The organism is Streptomyces sp. NPDC052910, assembly GCF_055585605.1.
Genome location: NZ_JBVJJR010000002.1, coordinates 178,304 through 202,701, shown reverse-complemented (window position 1 = coordinate 202,701; position 24,398 = coordinate 178,304). Strand labels below are relative to the sequence as shown.

Genomic DNA, 24,398 nt, shown 5'->3' with positions numbered 1-24,398 from the left:
GATGGTCCTTTGCGGGTCAGTTGCCGACGCGGCGGCGGAGGTCCTGGAACGCGGTGTAGTTGGCGATGACCTCGATCCGGCCGGGCGGGGCCGACTGCACGGCCTCGTCCACGGTGTCGCAGACCCGGAAGTCCAGGCCCGCGACCTCCAGGCGCACCGCCAGGTCCAGCTTGCGGTCGCCGATCACGAAGATCGGGTGGCCCGCGAGCCGGGTGTAGTCCACGTCCCACAGCCACGAGGTGTCCGTGCCGTCCGCGCCGCGCGCGTTCACCGACAGCAGCACCGGCGTCGGCGGGCCGTCGATCAGCGAGAAGGTCTCCAGCCAGCCGGCCGGGTTCTTCGCCAGCAGCAGCCGCAGCTCGCGGTTCATGAACGTCACCACGTCGTACCGGCCGGCCACCGCCTGCACCTGGTACATCCGCTCCAGCGCCACCTGCGGCGGCACCCCGAAGGTGGCGGCCACGGCGGCGGAGGTGGTGGCGTTCGCCTTGTTGGCCCGGCCCGGGAGCTGGAGGTGGATCGGCCACGCCGACCCGTGCGGGTCCAGCACGTAGTCGCCGGAGAGCGCCCAGCTCGGCGTCGGCCGGCGGAAGCCGCACTCGCCGCAGAACCAGTCGTCGCCCGGGCGCTGCATCACACCGCCGCAGGACGGGCAGGACCAGGCGTCGTCCTTCCACTCCTGGCCGGCCGCCACCCACACCACGTTCGGCGAGGACGACGCGGCCCACACGATCAGCGGGTCGTCCGCGTTCGCGATGATCACCGCCTTGCTGCCGGCCAGGCCCTCCCGCCACTTCTCGGCCAGCATGCGGGTCTCCGCCGCGCGGTCGAGCTGGTCACGGGAGAGGTTGAGCAGCGCTATGGCCTTGGGCGAGACGTCCCGGGCGACCATCGCCAGGTACTTCTCGTCCACCTCGATCACGCCGAAGCGCGCGTCCGAGCCGCCGGCCAGGGCGGAGGTGATGCCCGCGGGCATGTTGGCGCCCAGCGCGTTCGACACCACCGGGCCACTGGCCCGCAGTGCCTCGGCGATCAGCCGCGTCGTGGTCGTCTTGCCGTTCGTGGCCGAGACGAGGACCACGTCGAGGTGGGTCGCCAGCCGGGCGAGCAGGTCAGGGTCGAGCTTGAGCGCGACCTTGCCGCCGATCACCGATCCGCTGCCGCGCCCCGCGGCCCGCGACACCGCTGCCGCGGCCTTGCCCGCTGTCACGGCCAGCTTGGCCCGTGCGGACAGCGGCCCCGAGTTGCCTGCCATCGTCCTAGATCCTCCTTGTTCGGCGCCGTCGCCTGCCCCTGGTCCGCCGGCGGAACGCCCCCTCCGCGCCGAATCGTCAGCCAGGAGGCTTCGGTCGGGGATCAGCCTATCGAGATCCGCCCGTGGGCCCGAAACCGTCGTCCCCGGCCCCGTAGGGTGGACCCATGCGAAGACGTGCCATTCCCGGAAGTTCCGGACGCGTGCGGCCGGTGCGGCTGCTCGGCGACCCGGTGCTGGCCGCGCCCTGCGCCGAGGTCGAGGACTTCACGGCGCCCGTCGAGATCGGCGGGGAGCGCGTCGGCCTCGCCGACCTCGTGGAGTCGATGTTCGCCACCATGTACGCCTTCGACGGCGTCGGCCTCGCCGCCAACCAGATCGGCGTCCCGCTGCGCGTCTTCGTCTACGACTGCCCCGACGACGAGGACGTCCGCCACCTCGGCCACCTCGTCAACCCCCGGCTGGTGGAGACCGACGGCATCGAGGTGCGCGGGCCCGAGGGCTGCCTGTCGCTGCCCGGCCTCGAGGCGCCGACGCCGCGCGCCGACGAGGCGGTGGTGGAGGGCTTCACCCTGGACGGCACCCCGGTACGGGTAACGGGCACCGGGTACTTCGCCCGCTGCCTCCAGCACGAGTGCGCCCACCTCGAGGGCGGCCTCTACGTCGACCACCTCACCGGCTCCGCCCACCGGCGCACCCTCCGCGCGGCACGCCGGGCGCCCTGGTCGGGGGCAGGGGTACGGGCGGTGCCGTAGCGGGCGGGGCGCGCGGTGTGCCGGGGGCCTGTGCTGGGGCTCGCGCCGGGCGTGGCCGCGCGGGCGCGCGCTCGGCGGATGGACGGCGCCGGATGGTGGCGCGCGCCGTCTCGCGGCCGGTGGGCCGTGCGGCTGCCGTCCGGCGACCGGCGAGCGTCGCTTCATGCCCGACAGGCGCCAGGTCCGCCGTCCCCCGCTCGGCAGGGTCAGGTCCGCCGTCCCCTGCCCGGCAGGCGTTCCGCGCGCCGCCTCACGGCCGGTAGGCGCACGCCGTCAGGACCGCGTGCCGCTTCCAGCCCAGCGTCTCGTACAGCGCGCGCCCTTCGTCCGTCGCGCCCAGGACGCCAATGAACACGCCTTCTTCCAGGGCGCGTTCGGTGAGCGTGCGCATCACGACGCGGCCGAGGCCGCGGCGGCGGTGCGCCTCCTCGGTCACCACGCGGTCGACGACCGCCGTGTCCCCGACGAGCGCGAGCTGCCCCTTGGCGGCGGGTGCGCCGGCGCTGTCGGTCACCCTGACCCGGACGACACCGCGGGCCGAGGTCACGGAGACCGCGTAGCCGGCCGGCACCGGCGCCGGGGCGGCGGGCGCGAGGTCGACGGCCATCAGATGGCCGGTGTCCTCCTCGTCCACCGCCCAGCCCCGGGGGAGCAGGCGCGCGACCGCGTCGGGGTCCTCGGCGGCCTTGAGCCACGCGTGCGGCACGGGACCGGCGGTCGCGGCCCGTACCGCATCCGCGTCGGGGGTGTACACGACGCGGCGTTCCGACTGGTCCGGCAGTCCGAGCGCGATGACACACCCCCAGGGGTGCTCGGCCGGCGGGGGCGTCCCCCGCGAGGCGGCCCAGCCGACCGCCCAGGACCTGACGAGTTCCGGAACCATACGCCCCTCCCGAATCATGACCGAACTTCGTCGGCGCACCTTACGCCGGGGGAGAGGGAAGATCATCCGGTTTTCCGCCCGGCCCGGTCCGCCGGGCCGCGGCGGACCGGAGTCGGCGCCGGCGCCTCAGAACCCCGGGCCGTCCGCCCGGTCGCCCGCCGTGGCGAGGCGGCCCCACAGCAGGTCGGCGAGGTGGCTGACGAGGCGTTCGCGGGGGAAGGGGCGTTCGCGGAGCCACCAGTCGCCGGCCGCGTGCATCATGCCGACGATGCCGTGCCCCCAGGCGCGGGCCAGCTCGGTGCCCTCCGGGCCCAGTTCCACCCGCTCGGCTATCACCACCGCGAGCTCCTCGCCCATCCGCCGCAGCAGAGGCGCCGAGTGGCGGCCCACGTCGAAGCCGCGCTCCGAGGGGCCGGCGTCCTCGGCCGGGTGCATCAGGAACCTGTACACCTGCGGCCGTGCCTCTATGGCGGCGAGGTAGGTGTCCAGGGTCGACTCGACGCGCCGCCGCCGCTCGGCCGGCGCGTCGAGCGCGGCCCGCAGCCCCTCCAGCAGCGCCTCGGTGTGCCGCGCCGCGAGGGCCCGGTAGAGGCCGCCCTTGTCGCCGAAATGCCGGTAGAGGATCGGTTTGGTGATCCCCGCCTCGGCCGCGATGGCGTTCATCGACGCCCCCGGCCCGTCCCTGAGCACCACCCGGTCCGCGGCCTCCAGCAGTTCCCTGCGCCGCCGCTGCGCCGTGCGCTGCTGGTCTTCCCGCTGACTGGTCGTCATGGTTGTGCCTCCCGCCCCCGTGTCTTCTCGCATGCCTGCGCAACGTAACACTCGCGGCACCCAGCGGATCCGCGGGGGAGAGGGCGGTTGACAGGTGCTACTGACCGGTAACAGACTTCTGTTACCGCAGGTAAGCAACGTTCGGGAGGGGCCATGGCGGGATTCGGGCTGGAGCTGGACGACGAACAGAAGGCCGTACGGGACTGGGTCCACGGCTTCGCCGCCGACGTGATGCGGCCCGCCGCCGCGGAGTGGGACGAACGCGAGGAGTTCCCCTGGCCCGTCGTGCGGGAGGCGGCGAAAATCGGCCTGTATTCGCTCGACTTCTACGCGAAGCAGTTCTTCGACCCCACCGGGCTCGGCATTCCCGTGGCCATCGAGGAGCTCTTCTGGGGCGACGCCGGCCTGGGCCTGGCCATCACCGGCACCGGCCTGGCGGCCGTCGGCGTCCTGACCAACGGCACCGACGAGCAGATCGGCACCTGGATCCCGCAGATGTACGGTGACGCCGACGACGTGAAGGTCGCCGCCTTCTGCTCCTCCGAGCCCGACGCGGGCTCCGACGTCTCCGCGATGCGCACCCGCGCCGTCTACGACGAGGCGAAGGACGAATGGGTGCTCAACGGCACCAAGACCTGGGCGACCAACGGCGGCATCGCCAACGTCCACGTCGTCGTCGCCGTCGTCGAACCCGGCCTCGGCGCCCGCGGCCACGCCTCCTTCATCATTCCGCCGGGCACGCGGGGTCTCTCCCAGGGGCAGAAGTTCAAGAAGCACGGCATCCGCGCCTCGCACACCGCCGAGGTCGTCCTCGACGACGTCCGCGTCCCCGGGCACTGCCTGCTCGGCGGCAGGGAGAAGCTCGACGAGCGCCTGGCGCGCGCCCGGGAGAGCAAGAAGAAGCGCGAAGGGGAGAAGGGCGGCTCACGCGGTGGCTCACGCGACGGCGAACGGAGCGGCAACGCGGCCATGGCCACCTTCGAGGCCTCCCGCCCCGCCGTCGCCGCCCAGGCCGTCGGCATCGCCCGCGCCGCCTACGAGATCGCCCTGGACTACGCCACCACCCGCGTCCAGTTCGGCCGCCCCATCATCGACAACCAGGGCGTCGCCTTCCAGCTCGCCGACATGCGCACCCGTATCGACGCCGCCCGCCTCCTGGTCTGGCGCGCATCGGCGATGGCCGCCGCCGGCAAGCCCTTCACCTCGGCCGAGGGCTCCATGAGCAAGCTCTACGCCGGCGAGACCGCCAAGACGGTCACCGCCCAGGCGATGCAGATCCTCGGCGGCAACGGCTACACCCGTGAGTACCCGGTGGAGCGCATGCACCGGGACGCCGCCATCTACACGATCTTCGAAGGCACCAGCGAGATCCAGCGCCTGGTGATCGCCCGGGCGGTTTCCGGGGTGCAGGTGCGCTAGTGCGCGGGCGCGTGCCCTCCCGGCGCGCGCCCGCGGGTGTCAGGGCACGCCGTACCCGTGCCCTTGGCGGCCCCTCATGTGCCGGGCCAGCCGGACCATTGCGTCGTGCCGCATTTGCGGCAGCGGCTGGCACCGCTCCACAGGACCCACTCGTGGTCGCATTCGTCACTCATCCCGTTCTCCCCTTCTCCCGGAGTGTCCCGAAGTCTCCCGAACGTCTCCCGGGCGTCTTCCGACGCCCTCGGGAGACGACGCGCCAGTCGCCCGGCCACCGACCGTGAACCCCACGCGGCCCACCAGTACCACCAGCCTGCACCAGTGCGCCCCCGGTCGTGGCCGGGCGGGGTGACCGTCACCCGCCGTATGCCCTCACCCGCAGTGACTCCCCGCGAGCCGCGAGGGTTTACCGCCGACGCGGGAACTCCGCCACCTCAGGAGCCGGAGACGGCGCCGAGCGCCGGCAGGGCCCGGCGGCCCCTCTCTCACCGGACGGGAAGACTCCTCCGCAACGGCCGCGGCCGCGGATCCCGTTCACGGTTCCCCCGCGCCCGAGCCGGCGCCTACCGCAGCCTGATCCACGTCAAGCGGCGCGCGCCGTCTTTTCCCCAAGGTTCACGGGAACGAGCGTACGCATCGGCGGACGGCCCCGCGACGGAGTTCTCTCCGTGTTCCTTCCGTTCCCTCTCGTCATGCGAGGGGTGACGGCAACAGGGCGTGGTGCCAGTACCGCAGGCCGGGGACGACCGTCAAGCGGATCGCTTGAATCACAGCTCGTCACGCCACAACTCCCTTACCTCCGGGGCATCTTCTGTTTGCATGCGTTCGGGGCCCCGACGTTCGTCCCATCCGGTGGGCCTCGGAGAGGTGAGGTGTATCCATGTCGATCCAGCACCATCAGCACCACCCGTCCCGCCGTCGGCTGCTCGGCGGTGGGCTCGCGCTCGGGGCCGCGGCTCTCGGCGGGGAGATCCTGTCCGGTGGCGCCCGCGCCGCCGCCGCGGAGTCCCCGGAGGCGGTGCGGGACGGGGCGTACGTTCCGGCCGTCGTCGTCGGGACCGGATACGGGGCCGCCGTCACGGCGTTACGGCTCGCCGAGGCCGGGGTGCGGGTGCTGATGCTGGAGATGGGGCGGTGGTGGAACCGGCCGGCGAGTGACGGCAAGGTGTTCTGCGGAATGCTCGACCCCGACCGGCGGTCCAGTTGGTTCCGGACCCGGACCGCGGCGCCGCTGGGATCCTTCCTGTGGCTCGACGTCGTCGACCGGAAGGTCGATCCGTACGCCGGAGTGCTCGACCGGGTCGACTTCGGGTCCATGGCCGTCTACGCCGGACGCGGCGTCGGCGGCGGCTCGCTCGTCAACGGGGGCATGGCGGTCGCGCCCCGCCGCGCGTACCTCCAGGAGATGCTCCCGCGCGTGGACGCGGGGGAGATGTACCGCCGGTATTTCCCGCGCGCCCGCGCCATGCTCCGCGTCAACGGCGTGGACCGCGCGTGGTTCGAGAGGACGGAGTGGTACCGGTACTCCCGTGTGGCCCGTGAGCAGGCGGCGCGGGCCGGAGTGCGGCCGGTGTTCCTCGACAACGTCTACGACTTCCGGCACATGCGGAGGGAGGCGGACGGTACGGCTCCCCGTTCCGCGCTGGCCGGCGAGCTGATCTACGGCAACAACCACGGCCGGATGTCCCTCGACAAGACCTACCTCGCCGCCGCCCTGCGCACCGGCCGCGTCACGATCGCGAGCCTGCACCGGGTGCGGTCCATCCGCCGCCGGAGGGCGGGCGGTTACGTCGTGACGGCGGAGCGGTCGGACGAGTCCGGCCGCCGGACCGCCGTCAAGGAGATCGGCTGCCGCCACCTGTTCCTGGGCGCCGGCAGCCTCGGGACCACCGAACTGCTGCTGCGCGCCCGGGAGACCGGCGCGCTGCCCGACCTCGGCCCCGAGATCGGCCGGGGCTGGGGACCGAACGGCAACGTGATGGCCGCGCGCGCCAACCACCTCACCGATCCCACCGGTTGCCACCAGTCGACCGTCCCCGCCCTCGGCCTCGACGCCTGGGGCGATCCGCGGCACCCGGTCTTCGCCGAGATCACCCCGGTGCCGGCGGGCACCGAGACCTGGATCAGCCTCTACATCGCGATCACCCGCAACCCCGAGCGCGGCACCTTCGTCTACGACCGGGCCACGGACCGGATGGGGCTGCGCTGGACGCGGGACCAGAACGGCCCCTCCGTCGAGGCGGCCCGCTCCTTCTTCGACCGCGTCAACCGGGCCAACCGCACCGACTACCGCCACGACCTCTTCGGCCCCCGCGCCAAGGCGTTCGCCGACGACTTCACCTACCACCCCCTCGGCGGCTGTGTGCTCGGCCGGGCCACCGACGCGTACGGCCGGATCCCCGGCCACCCGGGCCTCTATGTCACCGACGGCGCGCTGATCCCGGGGTCGCTGGGCGTCAACCCGTTCCTGACCATCACCGCGCTGGCGGAGCGGAACGCCGAACGTGTCGTCCGGGAGGACGTGGCGCGGTCCGCGGGCCGCTGACGGGGCGTCGGGCGGCGGCGGGCGGCACGGTCCCGGGGGACGTGACGCTCGCCGCATCAGGTGTGGGGCGGACCTCGGCGGGGCACGTCTGACCCGGCCGTACCCGACCGGCCGGTCGGAGGACGCGGACATGCCACCCTGGTGTCCAGCAGTCCGCGGCACCGCCCGGCAGGCCCTGGAAGGAAGACCCGCTCGTGAACGACGTCCGCGTCAGCACCGACGAGAACGCCCAGTGGATACGCAGGTTCGACCCGCGTCCGGACGCCGACGTCCGGCTGGTCTGCCTGCCGCACGCCGGTGGCTCGGCCACCTTCTACTACCCGATGGCCAGGGCCGTGCCCCGTTTCGCCGACGTGCTGTGCGTCCAGTACCCCGGCCGCCAGGACCGCCGGCACGAGCCGCTCATCGACACCGTCCCCGAGCTCGCGGACCGGGTGTTCGCGATGCTGCTGCCCTGGGCGGACCGGCCGCTGGCCTTCTTCGGGCACAGCATGGGCGCCTCGGTCGCCTTCGAGGTGGCCCGGCGCTTCGAGCGGGAGAAGGGCATCGTCGCGACCGCCCTGTTCGCGTCCGCCCGCCGCGCGCCGTCGGTCCCCCGCGAGGAGACCGTCCACCTCCGGGACGACGACGGGATCCTCGCCGAGACCCGGCGGCTGAGCGGCACCGACGCCCAGGTGCTGGAGGACGAGGAGCTCGTCCGCATGATCCTTCCGGTGCTGCGGGCGGACTACCACGCCGCCGAGACCTACCGCTACGAGCCCGGGCCGCCGCTGCGGTGCCCCGTGGTCGCGCTGACCGGCGACGCGGACCCCAAGGTGAGCGTGGACGACGCGGCGGCCTGGGCCGGCCACACCGAGGCCTCCTTCGACCTCCGTGTCCTCACCGGCGGTCACTTCTACCTGAACCAGCACCAGGACGCCGTGGTGCGGGTGATCGCGGACCGGCTGCGGGGCGTCTGAGAAGCACGGGTCCGCTGCGGCGGCCGGCCGAGGGGCCGCCCGGGAAGAGACGAAAGCGCCGCCCGCCCCGGACCGGGACGGGCGGCGCCACGCTCGCCGTGACGGCCGTCACGCCGACATGCCGCCCTGCGACCGGCCGTCCTGCCCGGTCCAGGCCGTGAAGGGGTACTTGCCCGACGGCTGGGTGCGCGCACTGCTCAGCTTGCCGTCCATGCCCACGACGACGACCGTCGTCCGGCCCCGCGCGTCCCGTGCGACACCAGGGGTCGCCCGGTACGTCACACCACCGCCCTGCCAGGGTCCGGGACGCCCCGAGCCCTTCGACAGCCGCACCCGGCCCCGGGTGTCGCGGGCGGCGAGGACGACCGTCCGGCCGTCCTGTGCCAGGGCCACCCGGCCGTACCCGCCGATCTCCGGCAGTTCGGACGTCACCCGCCAGGAGCCGTCCCCCGGCCGCTCGGCGACCAGCACCCGCGCGGTGCCGGGCTGCCGGGTGACCAGCCGCATGCCGCCGCCCGGGTAGGAGGCCAGCGACAGGGGGCCGCTCGCGGTGGGCAGCCGGGTCGCCCCGGTGGGCTGCGGCGGTTCGCCGTCGCCCTCGGACATCCAGTGGTAGACGGTCTTGGCGTCCGCGGCGACCACGTGGACGCGGCCCCGGTCGTCCAGCGCGGCGTCCAGCCCGTCCAGGACGGCCGGCGGCCGGTCCCCGTCCGACTCCAGGTGCTCCCAGTCCGACCAGTCCTCGCCGCCCTCGCCGGTGCGGAACATCAGGCCGCCGGCCCAGTCGCGGACGAAGAGGAAGACCCTGCCGTCCTTGTCCGCGACGGTCACCGGGTAGCCGACCTCCATCGACCGCTCGGGGTCCGCCTCGGGGGAGCCGAGGGACTCCCAGTTCCCGAAGGACGGGACGGCTCCCGGGCGCGGCCTGCCGTTCTGCCGGGCGGTGACGACCTCCCGGTGGTGCGGTGTGCCCCGCGTCGGCAACACCGTGCGGACGGAGAACAACTGGAGCGTGCCGTCCGCGTGCCGGAGGACCTCCACCTGCCCCTCCAGCATCGACCCGCCCACCTTGACCGGCCCGGACCAGGCGCCGGTCCCGGGCCTGGTCTCGGTCCAGCAGTGCACGGCGCCGTCCAGCAGCGCGAAGGCCGCGAGCCGGCCGTCGGGCAGCGGCTGCACCCAGCGCTGGGTGCCCGGCGCCCGGTAGCGGAGGTTGTCGGACCAGCGGACGTCCTTGGAGCGGGCGCCGACCTTGCGGTCGCCACAGCCGGCGGGGTCGCCGCAGTCCTTGCCGTCGGCCCAGCCGTAGGTGTCGAGGATCTTCACCTTGTGCCGGGTGGTGGCCGCGTCGAGGTTGGACGGCAGGAGGGAGACCTCGTAGCCGACGTAGTTCTCGACCGCCGTGGGACGGCTGTGCCGCCGTCCCCAGTACTCGGCCAGCGCCGCCTGGGCGAAATGGGCGGAGGTGGTGTGGTCCTGGTGGTCGTAGTGGGATATGCCCGCCAGTTCGTGCGGCACGCCGGGGAACTGCTGCTGGACCGCCCGGTGCGTCGGGTTGGGGTCCAGCGTGCGGACGACCGTCGGCCGGTACCGGTCAAGCACCGCCACCAGCGAGTCGATGACGTGCCGGCGCTCGTACAGGTACGTGCGCTTGACCGGACTGTGGGCCGGTACGAGCGTCGTCAGCCTGGGCGTCACCCCGAGCCACAGCCCGCGCAGGCTCTCCTTGCGCGGCACCCGGATGAACCGGGCCTCCACCAGCTCCAGGAAGATGAGCTGGACCTGGGGGGCCGCCTTGAGCGTGTGCAGCTCCGCCTCGAAGCCGGGGATCAGCGTCGTCGTCTCCACCCGCCAGGGGCTGAGCCAGTCGCCGGTGGCCATCTGGGCGGTCGCCTCGCGCAGGCCGTTGATGCGCGCGCGGACGAACTCCGGCCGCCGCATGGGCAGCTTCCCGTACCCGGGCGTCTGCGACAGGGCGTTGCGGCCGTCCGACTCACCGCCGGTGAGACACACGGTGACGGTCGGGGCGCCGCTCCGGATGGAACGCTCCAGCTCCGGGTTCATGAAGTACAGCGAGTCGTCCGGGTGCGCGATGATGTGCACGAACGACTCGGTCGTCACGACCTTCGCCGGCTGCACGGGGAACTCGTCCTCGTGGCCGCTGCCCTGCGCCGAACCGGGGGCCAGCCACTGCCAGGCCCCGACCGTGCCCGTCCCGACGACCAGGCCCGCGCCACCGACCTGGAGCAGTTGGCGGCGCGACAGTCGTGATATTCGCCCCGGCACAGGGGTCTCCCATCTCCTGCGCCCAAAGCGCGGCTGAGCAAACGCGGACATGTCGGACAAAGTCGAACCAACCCCCCTTAGTTGACCGTAAGATCTTACGACTCGTGGGGCGCGGTTTTCCGACTGTCATGTAACAGCCGTGCTTCGGCGAACCATAGATTGCGATGCGATCGGGTGTCGTGAGCACGGGGAATGGCTGTGAGGCGGCTGAGAAGCCCTGGGGTCAGTGCGGTTCGCGGTCGTGCAGAATCCTCTGAAAGAGGTAGTGGTCACGCCAGGCGCCGTCGATGTGCAAGTACTTCCTCGCGGTGCCGATCCGCTCGAAACCGCACTTCGCCAGGACCCGCTGGGACGCCAGGTTGGCGGTCACCGTGCCCGCTTCGACCCGGTGCATCCCGAGTTCGTCGCCGGCGGCCCGGCATACCGCCGTCACCGCCGCGGTGGCCAGCCCCCGCCCGGTCCGGCCCGCCGCGATCCAGTAGCCGAGCGAACCGCTCCGGAAGGCGCCCAGTACGACGTTGCTCAGATTGACGACGCCGACGATGCCCGCCCGCTCGTCGTCGAGCACCCAGGGGACCGTCCGCCCCGCCCGGCGCAGTTCCGTCAACTCGGCCAGCCGGGCCGCCTGGCCCTCGGCGGTGAAGAACTCCGGGGCCCGGCGCGGCTCCCAGGGGCGCAGATGCTCGCGGCTCTCGGAGTACGCCCGGGCCAGGTCCGCCGCGTCGTCGGGGGTGACGAGGCGGAGGACGACGCCGGGCGCGACGGCACGGGGTTCGATGATCATCCCCGTAGCGTAGGACGGCCCGGCTCCCGACGGCGAACGGGCGCCCGGAGTACGGGCGGGGGGCGGGCGGACCCTCCTGTGTCTCCGCGTCCTGTGCCTTCGCGCCGTCCCGCGTACCGTGCGCCACCCCCTACCCCGGTATCACTCCCGAGTTGGCTCCGGAGGGTGACGCCCGCCCGGACACCGTCTTCTTACCGTCCCCTCGCACCGCACGGAACGAGGGAGAACGCACCGACATGCACCGCTTCAAGCGCACCCTGGCCGCCGTCGCGCTCACGACGACCGTGGTCGCGGGAACGGCCGGCTGGGCCGCCGCCCACCGCGAGGCCGCGGTCACCGGCCCGCCGCCCGGCACCGCCGCCTGGCGCGCGGACCACTCCCTCCACCGCACGCTGCCCGACCCGGCCACCGCCGCGCCCGCCGAGGTCGCCCGCTTCTTCGCGGGACTGACGGAGGACGCCCGGCAGCGGCTCGCGACCCGCCACCCCCTCGTCGTCGGCAACCTGGACGGTGCCCCGCCGGCCCTGCGCTACGCGGCCAACCGCCGCGCCCTCGCCGCCGAGCGCGCCGGGCGGCTCCGGGAGGCCGCCGACCCCTCCCTCCCGCGCCACGAGCGCGCGGAGGCCCGCGCCCTCGCCGACCGCTACCGGGAACTCCTCGCCCCCGGGCGGCGGATCCTGGCCTTCGACCCGCGCGGGCGCGGCCAGCTCGCCGAGGTGTACGGCGACCTGGCCGCGGCCCGGCGGACGGCCGTCGTCGTCCCCGGCTCCGACATCGACCTGTCGTCGTTCGACCGGCGCACCGACCCGTACGGCACGCCGGCCGGCATGGCCCGGTCGCTGCGCGCCGAGATGGCCCGGCAGGCCCCCGGCACCCCCACCGCCGTCGTCGCGTGGGCCGGCTACACCACCCCCGTCGGCGTCGGCCCGGACGCCGCCACCGGCCGGCTCGCCGAGGCGGGCGCGCCCCGGCTGGACCGTTTTCTCGCCGGGCTGGCCGCCACCGGAGCCGCCGCGCCGGCCGTCTTCTGCCACAGCTACGGCTCGGTGGTCTGCGGCCTGGCCGCCCATGCCATCGGCCGCGGCGAGGCGACGGACCTCGTCGTCCTGGGCAGCCCCGGCGTCCGCGCCGCCTCCGCCGCCGGGCTGCGCACGGCGGCCCGGGTGTGGGCGGTCCGCCGCAATGCCGCCGACTGGATCGGGAACGTCCCCAACGTCGAACTGTTCGGCCTCGGTCACGGAACCGACCCCACGTCGGCGGCGTTCGGTGCCCGTCCCGTCTCCTCGGCGGGCGCCCACGGCCACACCGGTTACCTCGCGCCCGGCACGGAATCGCTGCGTCATTGCGCCGAGATCGCGCTGGGCGCCTACGCCGCCGTCCGCTGACGGTGCCGACGGTACGTCCGCCCCGAATCCGAAACCGCCAAGAGTCCTTCGCGAAAACCTCTTTGCGAAGAACTCTTGGCGGTCTAGAGTGCCCACTCATGGCAGATGAGAGTGAACTTCCGGCCGCATCCGACAGGTTGGGGCCGGATCCCGAGACGGACGTGGTGCTGGACGCCAAGGGTCTCCGCGCCCTCGCCCATCCCCTCCGCGTCCGGCTGGTCGGCCTGCTGCGCACGCACGGCCCGTCCACCGCCACCCGGCTCGCCCAGGACCTGGGCGTCGGGTCGGGGGTGACCAGCTACCACCTCCGACAGCTCGCCGCCGCCGGGTTCGTGGCCGAGGACGGCGAGCGCGGCAACGCGCGGGAACGCTGGTGGCGCGCGGCGCACGAGACGACGTGGCTCCGCGACAAGAGCCTCTACGACGAGGAGCCGGAGGCCGCGGCGGCGTTCCGCGGCTCCGTCGCCGGCATGCACGCGCTGCACACCCAAGTGGCCCTGGAACGGGCTCCGTCCATGCCCCGGCCGTGGCGCGACGTGCTGGAGACGAGCGACTGGCTGCTGCGGCTCACCCCCGGGGAGACCGCCGAACTGTCGGCGGAACTTCGGGCCGTGCTGGCCAGCTACCGCCGCTTCGCCCCGGGCGCGGAGGGCGCCGCGCCCGCCGGCGCCGAGCAGGTCAAGGTCGTCCTGCACGTCCTGCCCGACCCCGGGCAGAGCGCCGGGCCGGGGGAGACGGGCGCGGAACCGGGCGGCGGGCCGGAGCGGCCGGCCGGGCAACCGGAGCGGTCGTGACGGGCGTTCCCGCGGCACGCGCCCGCCGGGGCGCGAACCGCCGCCGGGCGGCGCGCACCGGCGCCCGCCCCCTCGTCGGCGTGCTGGCGTCCACGGCCGTCGCCCTCACCGCCACCCGGGTCTCGGCCATCGCCCTGCCCTGGTTCGTGCTCGTCACCACCGGCAGCGCCACCCGCACCGGACTCGTCGCCTTCTGCGAACTGGCGCCCTACGTCGTGGTGAAGGCCCTCACCGGACCGCTCGTGGACCGCGCAGGACCGCGCGTCGTCTGCTGGACGGCCGACTCGCTCAGCGCGACCGCCGCAGCCCTGATCCCGCTCTGCCACGCCCTCGGCGTCCTGCGCTTCTGGCTGCTGCTCGTCCTCGTCGCCGTCATCGGCGCCGTCCGCGGACCGGGCGACCTGGCGCGCGACGTCATGGTCCCGGAGGCCGCCGACCGCGGCGGCCTGCGGCTGGAGCGGGCCACCGGCCTCGCGGGCGTCGTCGAACAGTTCGCCGCGACGGTCGGACCCGCGGCCGGCGGCGCCCTGGTGGCCCTGGTCGGCCCGCTGACGGCCCTGATCGCCACCGCCGGCTGCTTCGCCCTCGGCTCGGTGGTCATCGCACTGGTACTCCCCTCCGGCATGGGACGCCCGGCCGCCGCCCCGCGCACCGGAGACCCGCCCGAGCCCGGCTACGGGCACCGGCTGCGCGAGGGGTTCGCCTTCCTGCGCGGCGACCCCCTCCTGCTCGCCGTCTGCGCCGTCGTCGGCGTCGGCAACTTCCTCGGCGCGGCCTTCGCCCAGGTCCTGGTCCCCGTCTGGGCCCGGGAGTCCGGCGGCGGACCGGCCGTCATCGGACTCGTCAACGGCCTCTTCGGCGCCACCGCGGTGCTCGGCGGTCTCACCGCCGCCGCCGTCGCCCACCGGCTCCGCCGCCGCCTGGTCTTCTTCACCGGCTACCTGCTCAGCGACACCCCCCGCTATCTGGTCCTCGCCCTCGACGCACCGCTGTGGCTGGTGGCCGTCGTCTTCGCGACCGGCGGCCTCGGCGCGGGTTTCCTCAACCCGATCCTGAGCGCCATCTCCTACGAACGCGTCCCCCGCCCGCTCCTCGGCCGGGTCCGCGCCCTGACCGCCGCCCTCGCCTGGGCCGGCATCCCCTTCGGCGGTCTGGCGGCCGGCGCCCTGCTCGCCGTCACCGGCCTGGCACCGACGCTGCTGGCGGCCGGGGCGGTCCACGTCACGGCGGTGGTGACGGGCGGGGTGCGACGCGAGTGGCGGGAGGCGAAACAGGCGGGGCCGGCGGGCGGGGGACGACGGACCGGGGGCGCCGCCCGCGAGGAGCCGGCGCCGGTCCGCCGGGAGTAGCGGGAGCGGCGGTACCGGGGCGCGCCCGTCGGCCCGCACGGTCACCGGCGCCGGGGTCCGTCCGGGGCCGTGAGACGATCCCTCCGCCCCGCAGGATCCGATCATGAAGGAAGGCCGCGATGTTCGCGATGTCCCTGGGTGACGACGGCGCCGAACTCGGACCGCTGGAACCGTGGCAGGCCGAGGAGTTCCTGGCCCACATGGACCGGGGGAGGGAGTTCATCGGGCGGCACAACGGGCTGCCCGACGTCGTCAAGGACCTGGAGTCCGCCGAGGCGTTCCTGCGGACGTACGCCGAGCGGACCGCCGCCGACACCGGACGGATCTTCGGAATCCGGACGGAGGGCCGACTGGTGGGTGCCGTCATCTTCCGGCGGTTCGACGTCGGGCAGGGTGTCGCGGAGGCGGGGTGCTGGCTCGAACCGGCCGTGGTGGGCCGGGGGCTGGTCACCCGGGCGGTGCGCGCGATCGTCGACTGGGCGGTGGAGGAGCGCGGCATCCACCGTGTGGAGTGGTGGGTCTCGGCCGGAAACGCGCCCAGCATCGCCGTGGCCCGCCGGCTCGGCATGACGCGGGAGGCCGTGCTGCGCGAGAGCTTTGCCTACCGGGGGGAGCGGCACGACGAGGAGATCTGGTCGGTGCTCGCTCCGGAGTGGCGCGCGGCCAGGGCGGCGAGGACGGCGTCCGGGGCGAGAGGCTGACACCGGGTCACCGGGTCACCGGGTGGGCGGCCGGGGGTGGGGGAGGGGCGAAAGGCGGCCCCGCCCGCCGTGCCCCGCCCGGAGTGGGGTCCGCCCGGAGTGGGATCCGACCACCGGGCCATGGCCCGGCGCCGGGCGGGTAGACGTCGGGTGGTGCCCCGCCCTCCGTGCCGGGCGGGGCACCACCCGCCCCCTCGCCGGTCAGCGCAGGCGCCGGACGCGCAGGACGTGGTCCATGTGGAATCCCGCCTCGCCGTCCGGCCCGGTCGCCTCCGTCCGCAGCGACTCCCGGACCTCGACGCGCCAGTCCGGCGACGGCAGGCCCAGTGCCGCGAGGAGTTCGTCCGCGGTGGGCAGGTGCAGGTGGGCGTGGGCGTCCCGCTTCCAGGACGGGCTCTGGGCGTGGCCGCCGAAGAGCAGGTCGCCGCCGGGCGCCACCGCCGCCCCGGCGGACCGGATGACGCGCTCGACCGGCAGGCCCAGGGGGGAGTGCAGGAACTGGAGGGACACGAGGCCGTAGCCGCTCTCCGGGCTCGCGGGGAACGACGCGCCCAGGTCGTGCCGCTGCCACTCGATCCGGTCGGCGACCCCCGCCGCGGCGGCGTGCGCGGCGCCCCGCTCCAGCGCGGTCGCGGAGATGTCGACGGCGGTGACCCGCCAGCCCCGCCCGGCCAGCCAGATCGCGTCGGCCCCTTCGCCGCACCCGAGGTCCAGGGCGGTGCCCGGTGTGAGTCCCGCCGCCTCCCTGACCAGCAGTGGGTTGGGCCGACCGCTCCACACGCGGTCGCCGCGCCCGTAGAACTCCTCCCAGAACGCTTCCGGAGTGGGCTCCGGGCGGGTGTCCGTCATGGGTGGTCCTTCCCTCGTCGCCGCGTCGTCCGCGGAGCCGGCGCCCTCGTGGCGCCCGCGTGCCGCCATGGTCGGCGCAGGCCGGACCGGCGGGCAAACCTTGTTGCGGAAACGGCAAAACGCAGGGAGGGCCGAGGTGGCGGCCGTGCCCGCGTCCCGCGCGAGACCCGCCGGGCGCCGTCGCGGTGACCCGCTGTCGGGCCGTCGAGGCGCCTGGTAACTTCTGAGAAGTCGATCTTCCGTACGCATCCCGAACGTACGGACGTCAACTGGTTTTTGACCACCCATTCCCCGGTTCACCCGTCGAAGGACGCACCCTTGCTCCGCCGTTTACACCGCCTCACCCGCAGCGCGTCGGTCTCCGCCGCCCTCCTCGCCCTCCTGCCGGCCGGTCCGGCGTTCGCCGCCGGAGACGCTCCCGGCACCCCGCACCTCGACGCCGTCGAGCGGACCCTGCGCCAGGTGTCCCCCGGCCTGGAGGGCGACGTCTGGCAGCGCACCGCGGGCAACCGGCTCGACTCCTCCGCCGCCGACTCCTCGGACTGGCTGCTCCAGACCCCCGGCTGCTGGGGTGACGCCGACTGCGCCGAGCGCCCCGGGACCAAGCGGCTGCTCGCCAAGATGACCGAGAACATCGCCCGGGCGCGGCGGACGGTGGACATCTCCACCCTCGCGCCGTTCCCCGACGGCGCCTTCCAGGACGCCATCGCGGCCGGCCTCAAGGCGTCGGTGGCCGCCGGTCACAAGCCCCGCGTCCGCGTCCTCGTCGGCGCCGCCCCGGTCTACCACCTCAACGTCCGCCCCTCGGCCTACCGGGACGACCTCCGCGCGAAGCTCGGCCCCGCCGCGGACGCGGTCACGCTGAACGTGGCCTCCATGACCACCTCCAAGACCGCCTTCTCCTGGAACCACTCCAAACTCCTCGTGGTGGACGGCGAGTCGGCGATCACGGGCGGCATCAACGACTGGAAGAACGACTACGTCGACACCACCCACCCGGTGACCGACGTCGACCTCGCCCTCACCGGTCCCGCCGCCTCCACCGCCGGCCGCTACCTGGACACCCTCTGGGGCTGGACCTGCCGCAACAAGGGCGATGTCGCCAGTGTCTGGTTCGCCGCCTCCGACGGCGCGTCCTGCATGGCCGACCTGGAGAAGGAGGCCAACCCGCGGCCCGCCGCGCCCACCGGCGACGTCCCCGTGATCGCCGTGGGCGGCCTGGGTGTCGGCATCAAGGACCGGGACACCACGTCCGCGTACCGGCCCGAGCTGCCGACCGCCTCCGACACCAAGTGCGTGATCGGCCTGCACGACAACACCAACGCCGACCGCGACTACGACACGGTCAACCCGGAGGAGAGCGCCCTGCGCGCGCTGGTGGGCAGCGCGGAGAAGCACGTCGAGATCTCCCAGCAGGACCTCAACGCCACCTGCCCGCCCATCGCCAAGTACGACATCCGGCTCTACGACGCCCTCGCCGCGAAGATCGCGGCCGGGGTGAAGGTCCGCATCGTCGTCAGCGACCCGGCCAACCGGGGCGCCGTGGGCAGCGGCGGCTACTCGCAGATCAAGTCCCTGACGGAGATCAGCGACGTCCTCCGCAACCGGCTGGCCCTCGTCACCGGCGGCCGGGACCAGGCGAAGAACGCCCTGTGCTCCAACGTCCAGCTCGCGAGCTTCCGGAGCGCGAAGAGCGCCAAGTGGGCCGACGGGCACGCGTACCCGCTGCACCACAAGCTGGTGTCCGTGGACGGCTCGGCGTTCTACATCGGGTCCAAGAACCTCTACCCGTCGTGGCTCCAGGACTTCGGCTACATCGTCGAGGACCGCGCCGCCGCCGGTCAGCTCGACGAGAAGCTGCTCGCGCCCGAGTGGGAGTACGCCCAGGACACCGCGACCGTCGACTACCGGCGGGGCGTCTGCTCGCTCTGACCCGCGGAGGTCCCGCCACCTCCCCGACAGCCCCAGGGGCCCCGGCCGTACCGCCGGGGCCCCGCTGTGTGGTTCCCCGCAACTCCCTTATGTGCCAAGCGAGTTCGGCAGCCGAACAAGTGAACGCATCCATCCCTCACTCGTTCGTGATGCGATTTCCCGTCGCGCGCCGCGAGGTGCGACCATGCGCTCTTCCCGAACCGATCAGTGAGCAATCCTGGAGTTTCCATGGCACGACATGGGGGAAGCGCGGCGCGCCGCCGGGCGGCGGCTCTGGCCGTCGTCCTCTCGGCCGGCGCGGCCCTGGCCGTCGCAGTCCCGACCGCGGCCGACGCCGCCGACGGCCCCACGGGCGTCGGCGCCAAGGGCGCGTTCCTGCTCGACGGCGCCGGCGGCAAGGCGCTGTGGAGCAAGGCCGCCGACGTCCGGCGGCCGATCGCCAGCACCACCAAGATCATGACGGCGGTGGTGGTCCTCGACGGGCGCCCCGCCGACCTCGACCGGCAGGTCACGGTCAAGCAGTCGTACCGCGACTACGTCACCCGGCACGGCGCCAGCACGGCCGACCTGCGGACCGGCGACAAGCTCACCGTGCGCCAGCTCCTGTACGCCCTGATGCTGCCCTCCGGCTGCGACGCCGCCTACGCCCTGGCGGACGCCCTCGGCAGCGGGCCCGACGAGGCCGCGCGGACGACGTCGTTCGTCGCGAGGATGAACGCCGAGGCGGCGGCGCTCGGCCTGCGGAACACCCGGTTCGACTCGTTCGACGGCATCACCGCGGGCGGCGGCTACTCGACCCCGCGCGACCTGGCCGCGCTCACCCGGCACGCCCTGCGGAACAGCACGTTCACCACGGTCACCAGCGCGATGAGCACCCAGCAGAAGGCGCTCAACGTCAACCGCCGCTACACCTGGTACAACACCAACAAGCTGCTCGGCTCCTACGAGGGTGTGTTCGGCGTCAAGACCGGCTCCACCCGGGCCTCGGGGCCCTGCCTGGTCTTCTCGGCCCGGCGAAGCGGCCGGACGGTCGTCGGGGTCGTCCTGGACGACGCGGCGAGCCGCTACCCGGACGCCGCGAAGATGCTGGACTACGCGTACCACACGCGCACCCCGCTGAAGCTGCGGCGGCTCCCCGCGGCGGCCCACGAGGACTGACCGCGCCCGCGCCCCTACGACGAGCGGTCCGGCCTCCCCGAGGGGACGTCGGACCGTTTCACTGTTTCCCCGCCCTTCCCGGCCGTTCCCTCACCCACCGGCGCGGGGCGAGGGCAGCGGGGTCCGCGCCACGGCGGCACGGTTCCGGAGCCCGAGGCGCTCCACCGGATGGCAGTAGTCCAGACCGGTCAGCGGTTCTCCGCCGAAGAAGCGCAGCAGGAGGTCGACGATCTCCGTGGGGCGCTCCAGGTGGACGAGGTGGTCGGCGTCCTTGAACGCGGTGAACCGGGCGTCCAGGCACCGGGCCGAGACCTCGCGGCTGAGGGCGGGCGTGGTCAGCGGATCGTGCTCGCCCGTCGTCACCAGGACCGGGACCTCCACCGCCGGGCCGCCGGGCGGCTCGGCGTGGTCCAGCAACCGCCGGGAGTTCTCCCGGTACTTGTCCACGCCCTCGGTGGTCAACTGGTTCAGGGCCTGGGTGAGGCAGCGGATCACCGCGGGCCGGCGCGCGACGGTGATCCGGGGGTCCCGGCAGACCATGGTGCCGATGACCTGGTCCACGAACTCCGCGTGACTGCCCCGCTCCAGCATCCGGATGGTGAGCTCCACCTTGGCCCGTACGTGGTCCGTGAGCCGGGCCATGGTGCCCACCAGGGCCAGCCGCTCGACCCGCCCGGGGTTCCGGCGCACCCACTCGTGGGCCACCGCGCTGCCGTAGGAGGCGCCCACCACGTTCACCGGGCCGGGGGCGATCGTCGCGAGCAGCCGGTCGAGGGCGCCGGCGAGGAAGTCGATGCCGTGGTGGGCCGGGAGCCGGTCGGAGGTGCCCCAGCCGGGCAGGTCCACGGTGACGACGCTGGCGGACTCCAGGAGCATCCGCTCCAGCCTGCCCCAGCCCCCCTGGTGCTGGAAGGCGCCTCCGACCAGGACGACGGGCGCGATCCGCGGCGCCGGGTGGTGGATGATCCGGCCGCTGTACCCGAAACCGCCGTATGTAAGCGGAATGACCTCTTCCGAGAGTGCGGTAGGCGTCATCAGAGCCGGTCTCCGTTTCACGATCGTGGCCGCGCGTCCGGGAAGCGTCCCCGCGCCCCGCGCGGCCGGGATCTCGTGGTGCCATCACCAGGGGAATGGGTGTCTTACACCAGAGGAACGAGAGCCGATAGGAGGACGTTACTCCTGACGGGCGTCCCGGGGCCGGTGCGACCCGGCCCGTCACCGGCCCAGCGCGCGGATCTCGCCGTGGAGGAGACCGGCGAGCCGCCCGGCGAGCCCCTGGTGACCGTGATCGGCGATCACCGCGAGCGTCGCGCCCGCCGTGTCCCGGGTCATGGTCATCGCCAGCGGATGTCCCGGACTCAGCGGCGGCAGCAGCGACAGCCCGGTCAGCCGGGCCGCGCCCAGGGCCAGCGGACCGGTGCGCTCCGTCAGACTGCTGCACAGCACCGACGCGTACAGCGGCGAGTCCACGTAACGGCCCAGCGCGTCGGTGAGCGGCGAGTGCCGCCGGGGCGCCGCCGCCACGGCCAGCGCCTGCGCCCGGGCCCGTTCGCGCGGCGCCGCCCGCCGGGTGAAGCCGTCCACCGCGGCCAGCCGCCGCCGCGCCCCGCCGGCCGCCGGCAGCGGGACGCGGACCGTGGCGTAGTGGTTGCCGAGCTCCACCGGCTCCCCGGCCGGGCGGACGTCCACCGGCACCATCGCGCACACGCCCGGCAGGAACGGCAGCCGCCCGGTCGCCTCCGCCGCCCGCAGCGCCCCGGCGGCGGCCGCCAGGAACACGGCGTTGGCCGAGGCGCGCCCCGAGGGCAGCGCGTCCCGGGCGCCCTCCAGCTCCGCGCCGGTGACACGGCGCCAGGCCACGGCCCGGCGGGCGTCCACCGGACCGTGGAACGGCAGCGGCCGCGCCCGGGGCAGCAGATCGGCCAGACCGCGCAGGGGCCGGCGGCGCGGCGCCCGGACGGCCCCGCCGGCCGGCCGGGGGAAGGGCACGGCCGGCGGGCCGTCGAGCAGATCCCGGACGAGCGCGAGCAGCGACCGGCCGTCCAGGAGGGCGTGGTGCGCGCGGAGCAGCAGCGCGAACCCGTCCTCGCCGCCCGCCCCGGGCAGCAGGTGCAGCCGCCACGGCGGCCGCGCCGGATCGAGCGGCCGCGCCAGCAGCCGGGCGACGTGCTCCTCGGGCGGGCCGTCCGGCGCGCCGACGACGTGCCGGACGAGGTCGGGCCACCCCCCGGACGTCCACCGCGGCCACGCCGGGTGCGCCGCGCCCCCGGCGGCGAGCCGCAGCCGGCCGTACCCCGACCAGCGCTTCCCGACGAGCGACCGGAGGGCGTCCGGCTCCGGGGCCGGGCCCGAGAAGCGGGCCAGCAGCGCCACCGTCATACAGACGGCCCCGCTGCTCTGGTGCCGGTGCAGCCAGGCGTCGAGCGGCGGCATCGGGGTGCCCGCCGCGGTCTCCCGCCCCGTCACGGCGCCATCGCCGCCACCGCCCGCGCCACCGCGCCCGCGCCGTCCTCCCGGGCCAGCCGCCCCGCCAGCTCCGACGCCCGCGCGGCGAACCGGGGTTCGCCGGTCGCGCGGGACAGCGCGTCCGCCAGCCGTCCGGCCGTCAGCCCGGACAGCGACAGCGCCCCCGGGCTCACGCCCAGGCGTACCAGGCGCGACGCCCACCAGGGCTGGTCGGTCAGGTGGGGGACCGGCACGGCCGGCACGCCGGCCCGCAGTCCGGCCGCGGTCGTGCCGGCCCCGCCGTGGTGCACCACGGCGGCCGTCCGGGGGAGCAGCCAGCCGTGCGGCAGCGGCCCGACCGTGATCACGTCGTCGCCGGTCACGGAGAGCCCGGCCCAGCCCGCCTGCACGATGCCGCGCAGCCCGGCCCGGCGCAGCGCGCGGGCCGTGACGTCCCCGACCCGCTCCGGATCGCCGGGCATCATGCTGCCGAACCCGACGAACACCGGCGGCGGCCCGGCGGCCAGGAAGTCGGTGACCAGGGGCGGCGGTTGCCAGGACGGGCACTCGTGCGGCCACCAGTAGCCGGCCACCCGCAGCCCCGGCCGCCAGTCCGGGGGCCGGGGCACGACCGTGCGGCTGTAGCCGTGCCAGATCGGCCAGCGGCTCTTCTCCCGTTCCCTGCGCAGCAGATGGACGCTCCGGCAGGTCAACCCGAGCCGCGCGTGCAGCCGCCGGTTGGCCGCCGAGTAGAGGGCGTCGGTCACGGCGTTGACCGCCCGCGCCCGCAGCCGGTTGGCGTACCCGGGCGGCTGCCAGGGGAACACGCAGGGTGGGAACGCCGAGGTGGGGACGTCGGGTTGGAGGAAGACCCCCATGCTGCGCACCCGGTGGTAGCGGGCCACCACCCGGCCGATGGGGGCGGCGAGGGTGGACAGCAGGACGAGGTCGGCCTTGGGGTCGACGGCCGTGAGCATCCCGTCCACCAGTCGCACCGCCGCCCGTTCGGTGGCGCGCGCGAGGTCGCGCAGGGCGCGCGGTGAACGGCGCGAGCCCTGGAAGGTCTTGTGCGCCGCGAGCAGCTCCTCGAACGGGTCCGGCTCCAGGGGGCGGGTCCGCAGGCCGCAACAGGTCACCGTGTCGGCGAACTTCGCATGGGTGACGAGCTCCACCTCGTGCCCTTCGGCGACGAGCCGGTGCCCGAGGCCGGTGTACGGGACGACGGAGCCCGTGGTGCCCGCGGTGATGATGTCGATGCGCAATGTTCCGGCCTTCCCTGCTCCCGGGTCCTCCCCGGCCGCCGGGACCGTCCGGCGGATCACGAGGCGTGTGCCTGCCGGAACAACGACGGGGCGCGCGGCCGGATACGGCACGGGTGCCACCCTGGGCGCAGGTGTGCGGTTTCCGGCCGCGAAGGCGGTCCCGCCGCCCGGTCGCCGGTGCCTGACGCCGGGATGGCGGCGCGTCCCACGGTCCGGGCCACCGCCGGCCGGCGGACCGTCGCCTCACACCCGTCGACCCGCGGGCACCCCGGCCGGCGTCCCGCTCAGGACCCCGTCGAGCAGCCGTGACAGCGCCCAGGAGAAGTCGGCACGGGGGTCGCCGGCCTGACGACGCGGTGCGCGGGTGTGGTCGGTGGGGCGGGAGTTGAGGAGGTGGCCGAGGAGCAGGTTCCACAGGACCCGGTAGGCACGGGCGGCCTCCTCCGGCGCGAGGCCCGCCCCGGCGAGGGCGGCGAGGGCGCCGTCGGCGAACGGTGTCACCGCGTCGGCCGGGTGCTCGCCGTCGGCGATGACCCGGGCCGCCCAGGGGTGCCGGGCCAGGTGGTCGTGGGCCGCCAGCCAGTGATCCCGAAGGCGCTCCCGGGGTTCGCCCCCGCCCGTACGACCGTCCGTACGGCGCGGCAGCCGTACGGCGATGTCCTCGGCCAGCAGGGCCAGCAACTGGCTCCGGTCGGTGATGTGCCGGTAAAGGGACGCCTGCCCGGTGCCGAGCCGTCGGGCGACCTGACGCACCGTCAGGGAGTGGAGACCGTCCTCGTCGGCGATCCGGTGCGCGGCGGCGACGATCAAGGCCCGGGAGAGCGGACGCCGACGGCCGGGGACTGGTGATGTCACAGCGTCACCTTACACAG

General features: G+C 74.5%; 20 protein-coding genes. 10 read left to right on the top strand and 10 right to left on the bottom strand.

What is annotated here, in order from left to right; genetic code table 11:
• Positions 1-16: 16 nt before the first annotated feature.
• Entirely contained in the window at positions 17-1,255 is a 1,239-nt protein-coding gene (locus ACZ6X9_RS06675; RefSeq protein ID WP_469776848.1) for a DUF1727 domain-containing protein, read from the bottom strand.
• Positions 1,256-1,419: 164 nt separating this feature from the next.
• On the opposite strand from ACZ6X9_RS06675, the gene def reads away from it, so the two are divergent.
• Positions 1,420-2,007: a peptide deformylase gene (def, locus tag ACZ6X9_RS06670; RefSeq protein ID WP_469776847.1), complete on the top strand. Its 588-nt coding sequence runs from the start codon at positions 1,420-1,422 to the stop codon at positions 2,005-2,007.
• Between the two features lie 250 nt (positions 2,008-2,257).
• On the opposite strand, the gene ACZ6X9_RS06665 is transcribed toward def, so the two are convergent.
• Positions 2,258-2,890: a GNAT family N-acetyltransferase gene (locus ACZ6X9_RS06665; RefSeq protein ID WP_469776846.1), complete on the bottom strand. Its 633-nt coding sequence runs from the start codon at positions 2,888-2,890 to the stop codon at positions 2,258-2,260.
• Positions 2,891-3,016: 126 nt separating this feature from the next.
• Positions 3,017-3,661, bottom strand: a complete 645-nt coding sequence (locus ACZ6X9_RS06660; RefSeq protein ID WP_469776845.1) for a TetR/AcrR family transcriptional regulator — start codon at positions 3,659-3,661, stop codon at positions 3,017-3,019.
• 153 nt (positions 3,662-3,814) lie between these two features.
• Here ACZ6X9_RS06660 and ACZ6X9_RS06655 point away from each other — a divergent pair, with 153 nt between their 5' ends.
• The 3 genes from ACZ6X9_RS06655 to ACZ6X9_RS06645 all read left to right on the top strand — a co-directional run bounded on the left by ACZ6X9_RS06655 (position 3,815) and on the right by ACZ6X9_RS06645 (position 8,581).
• The gene (locus ACZ6X9_RS06655) at positions 3,815-5,080 is read left to right on the top strand and encodes an acyl-CoA dehydrogenase family protein (protein WP_469776844.1); all 1,266 of its coding nucleotides are present in this window, start codon (positions 3,815-3,817) and stop codon (positions 5,078-5,080) included.
• Between the two features lie 877 nt (positions 5,081-5,957).
• Positions 5,958-7,622, top strand: coding sequence for a GMC oxidoreductase (locus tag ACZ6X9_RS06650; RefSeq protein WP_469776843.1), 1,665 nt, complete (start codon positions 5,958-5,960; stop codon positions 7,620-7,622).
• Positions 7,623-7,816: 194 nt separating this feature from the next.
• On the top strand, positions 7,817-8,581 hold the full coding sequence (locus ACZ6X9_RS06645) for a thioesterase II family protein (RefSeq protein WP_469776842.1): 765 nt from the start codon (positions 7,817-7,819) through the stop codon (positions 8,579-8,581).
• Positions 8,582-8,689: 108 nt separating this feature from the next.
• Here the strand turns inward: ACZ6X9_RS06645 and ACZ6X9_RS06640 are convergent, their stop codons facing one another.
• Together ACZ6X9_RS06640 and ACZ6X9_RS06635 are read right to left on the bottom strand one after the other, a co-directional pair.
• The gene (locus ACZ6X9_RS06640) at positions 8,690-10,867 is read right to left on the bottom strand and encodes a PIG-L family deacetylase (RefSeq protein WP_469776841.1); all 2,178 of its coding nucleotides are present in this window, start codon (positions 10,865-10,867) and stop codon (positions 8,690-8,692) included.
• Between the two features lie 223 nt (positions 10,868-11,090).
• Positions 11,091-11,651, bottom strand: coding sequence for a GNAT family N-acetyltransferase (locus tag ACZ6X9_RS06635; protein WP_469776840.1), 561 nt, complete (start codon positions 11,649-11,651; stop codon positions 11,091-11,093).
• A 236-nt stretch (positions 11,652-11,887) separates the two neighbouring features.
• Between ACZ6X9_RS06635 and ACZ6X9_RS06630 the strand changes: the two genes are divergently transcribed.
• The 4 genes from ACZ6X9_RS06630 (at position 11,888) to ACZ6X9_RS06615 (ending at position 15,880) form a co-directional block, all read left to right on the top strand.
• Positions 11,888-13,036: an alpha/beta hydrolase gene (locus tag ACZ6X9_RS06630; protein WP_469776839.1), complete on the top strand. Its 1,149-nt coding sequence runs from the start codon at positions 11,888-11,890 to the stop codon at positions 13,034-13,036.
• Between the two features lie 98 nt (positions 13,037-13,134).
• Positions 13,135-13,830 (top strand): helix-turn-helix domain-containing protein, encoded by a 696-nt coding sequence (locus ACZ6X9_RS06625; RefSeq protein WP_469776838.1) that lies wholly within the window; start codon positions 13,135-13,137, stop codon positions 13,828-13,830.
• Positions 13,827-15,179 (top strand): MFS transporter, encoded by a 1,353-nt coding sequence (locus ACZ6X9_RS06620; RefSeq protein WP_469776837.1) that lies wholly within the window; start codon positions 13,827-13,829, stop codon positions 15,177-15,179. The genes ACZ6X9_RS06625 and ACZ6X9_RS06620 overlap by 4 nt, the downstream gene beginning before the upstream one ends.
• A gap of 119 nt (positions 15,180-15,298) precedes the next feature.
• Positions 15,299-15,880, top strand: coding sequence for a GNAT family N-acetyltransferase (locus tag ACZ6X9_RS06615; protein WP_469776836.1), 582 nt, complete (start codon positions 15,299-15,301; stop codon positions 15,878-15,880).
• 201 nt (positions 15,881-16,081) lie between these two features.
• On the opposite strand, the gene ACZ6X9_RS06610 is transcribed toward ACZ6X9_RS06615, so the two are convergent.
• Positions 16,082-16,729, bottom strand: a complete 648-nt coding sequence (locus ACZ6X9_RS06610; protein WP_469776835.1) for a class I SAM-dependent methyltransferase — start codon at positions 16,727-16,729, stop codon at positions 16,082-16,084.
• 318 nt (positions 16,730-17,047) lie between these two features.
• Here ACZ6X9_RS06610 and ACZ6X9_RS06605 point away from each other — a divergent pair, with 318 nt between their 5' ends.
• Both ACZ6X9_RS06605 and ACZ6X9_RS06600 read left to right on the top strand, forming a co-directional pair.
• A complete protein-coding gene (locus ACZ6X9_RS06605) occupies positions 17,048-18,661 on the top strand; it encodes a phospholipase D-like domain-containing protein (protein ID WP_469776834.1) in 1,614 nt (537 codons plus the stop codon).
• A gap of 228 nt (positions 18,662-18,889) precedes the next feature.
• A complete protein-coding gene (locus ACZ6X9_RS06600) occupies positions 18,890-19,819 on the top strand; it encodes a D-alanyl-D-alanine carboxypeptidase family protein (RefSeq protein WP_469776833.1) in 930 nt (309 codons plus the stop codon).
• A 90-nt stretch (positions 19,820-19,909) separates the two neighbouring features.
• On the opposite strand, the gene ACZ6X9_RS06595 is transcribed toward ACZ6X9_RS06600, so the two are convergent.
• The 4 genes from ACZ6X9_RS06595 to ACZ6X9_RS06580 form a co-directional block, all read right to left on the bottom strand.
• Positions 19,910-20,854: an alpha/beta fold hydrolase gene (locus tag ACZ6X9_RS06595; RefSeq protein ID WP_469776832.1), complete on the bottom strand. Its 945-nt coding sequence runs from the start codon at positions 20,852-20,854 to the stop codon at positions 19,910-19,912.
• Between the two features lie 180 nt (positions 20,855-21,034).
• Positions 21,035-22,285, bottom strand: coding sequence for a wax ester/triacylglycerol synthase domain-containing protein (locus tag ACZ6X9_RS06590; protein WP_469776831.1), 1,251 nt, complete (start codon positions 22,283-22,285; stop codon positions 21,035-21,037).
• The gene (locus tag ACZ6X9_RS06585) at positions 22,282-23,526 is read right to left on the bottom strand and encodes a glycosyltransferase (protein WP_469776830.1); all 1,245 of its coding nucleotides are present in this window, start codon (positions 23,524-23,526) and stop codon (positions 22,282-22,284) included. Before ACZ6X9_RS06585 ends, ACZ6X9_RS06590 begins: the two co-directional genes overlap by 4 nt.
• 243 nt (positions 23,527-23,769) lie before the next feature.
• Entirely contained in the window at positions 23,770-24,381 is a 612-nt protein-coding gene (locus ACZ6X9_RS06580; RefSeq protein ID WP_469776829.1) for a TetR/AcrR family transcriptional regulator, read from the bottom strand.
• Positions 24,382-24,398: the final 17 nt, after the last annotated feature.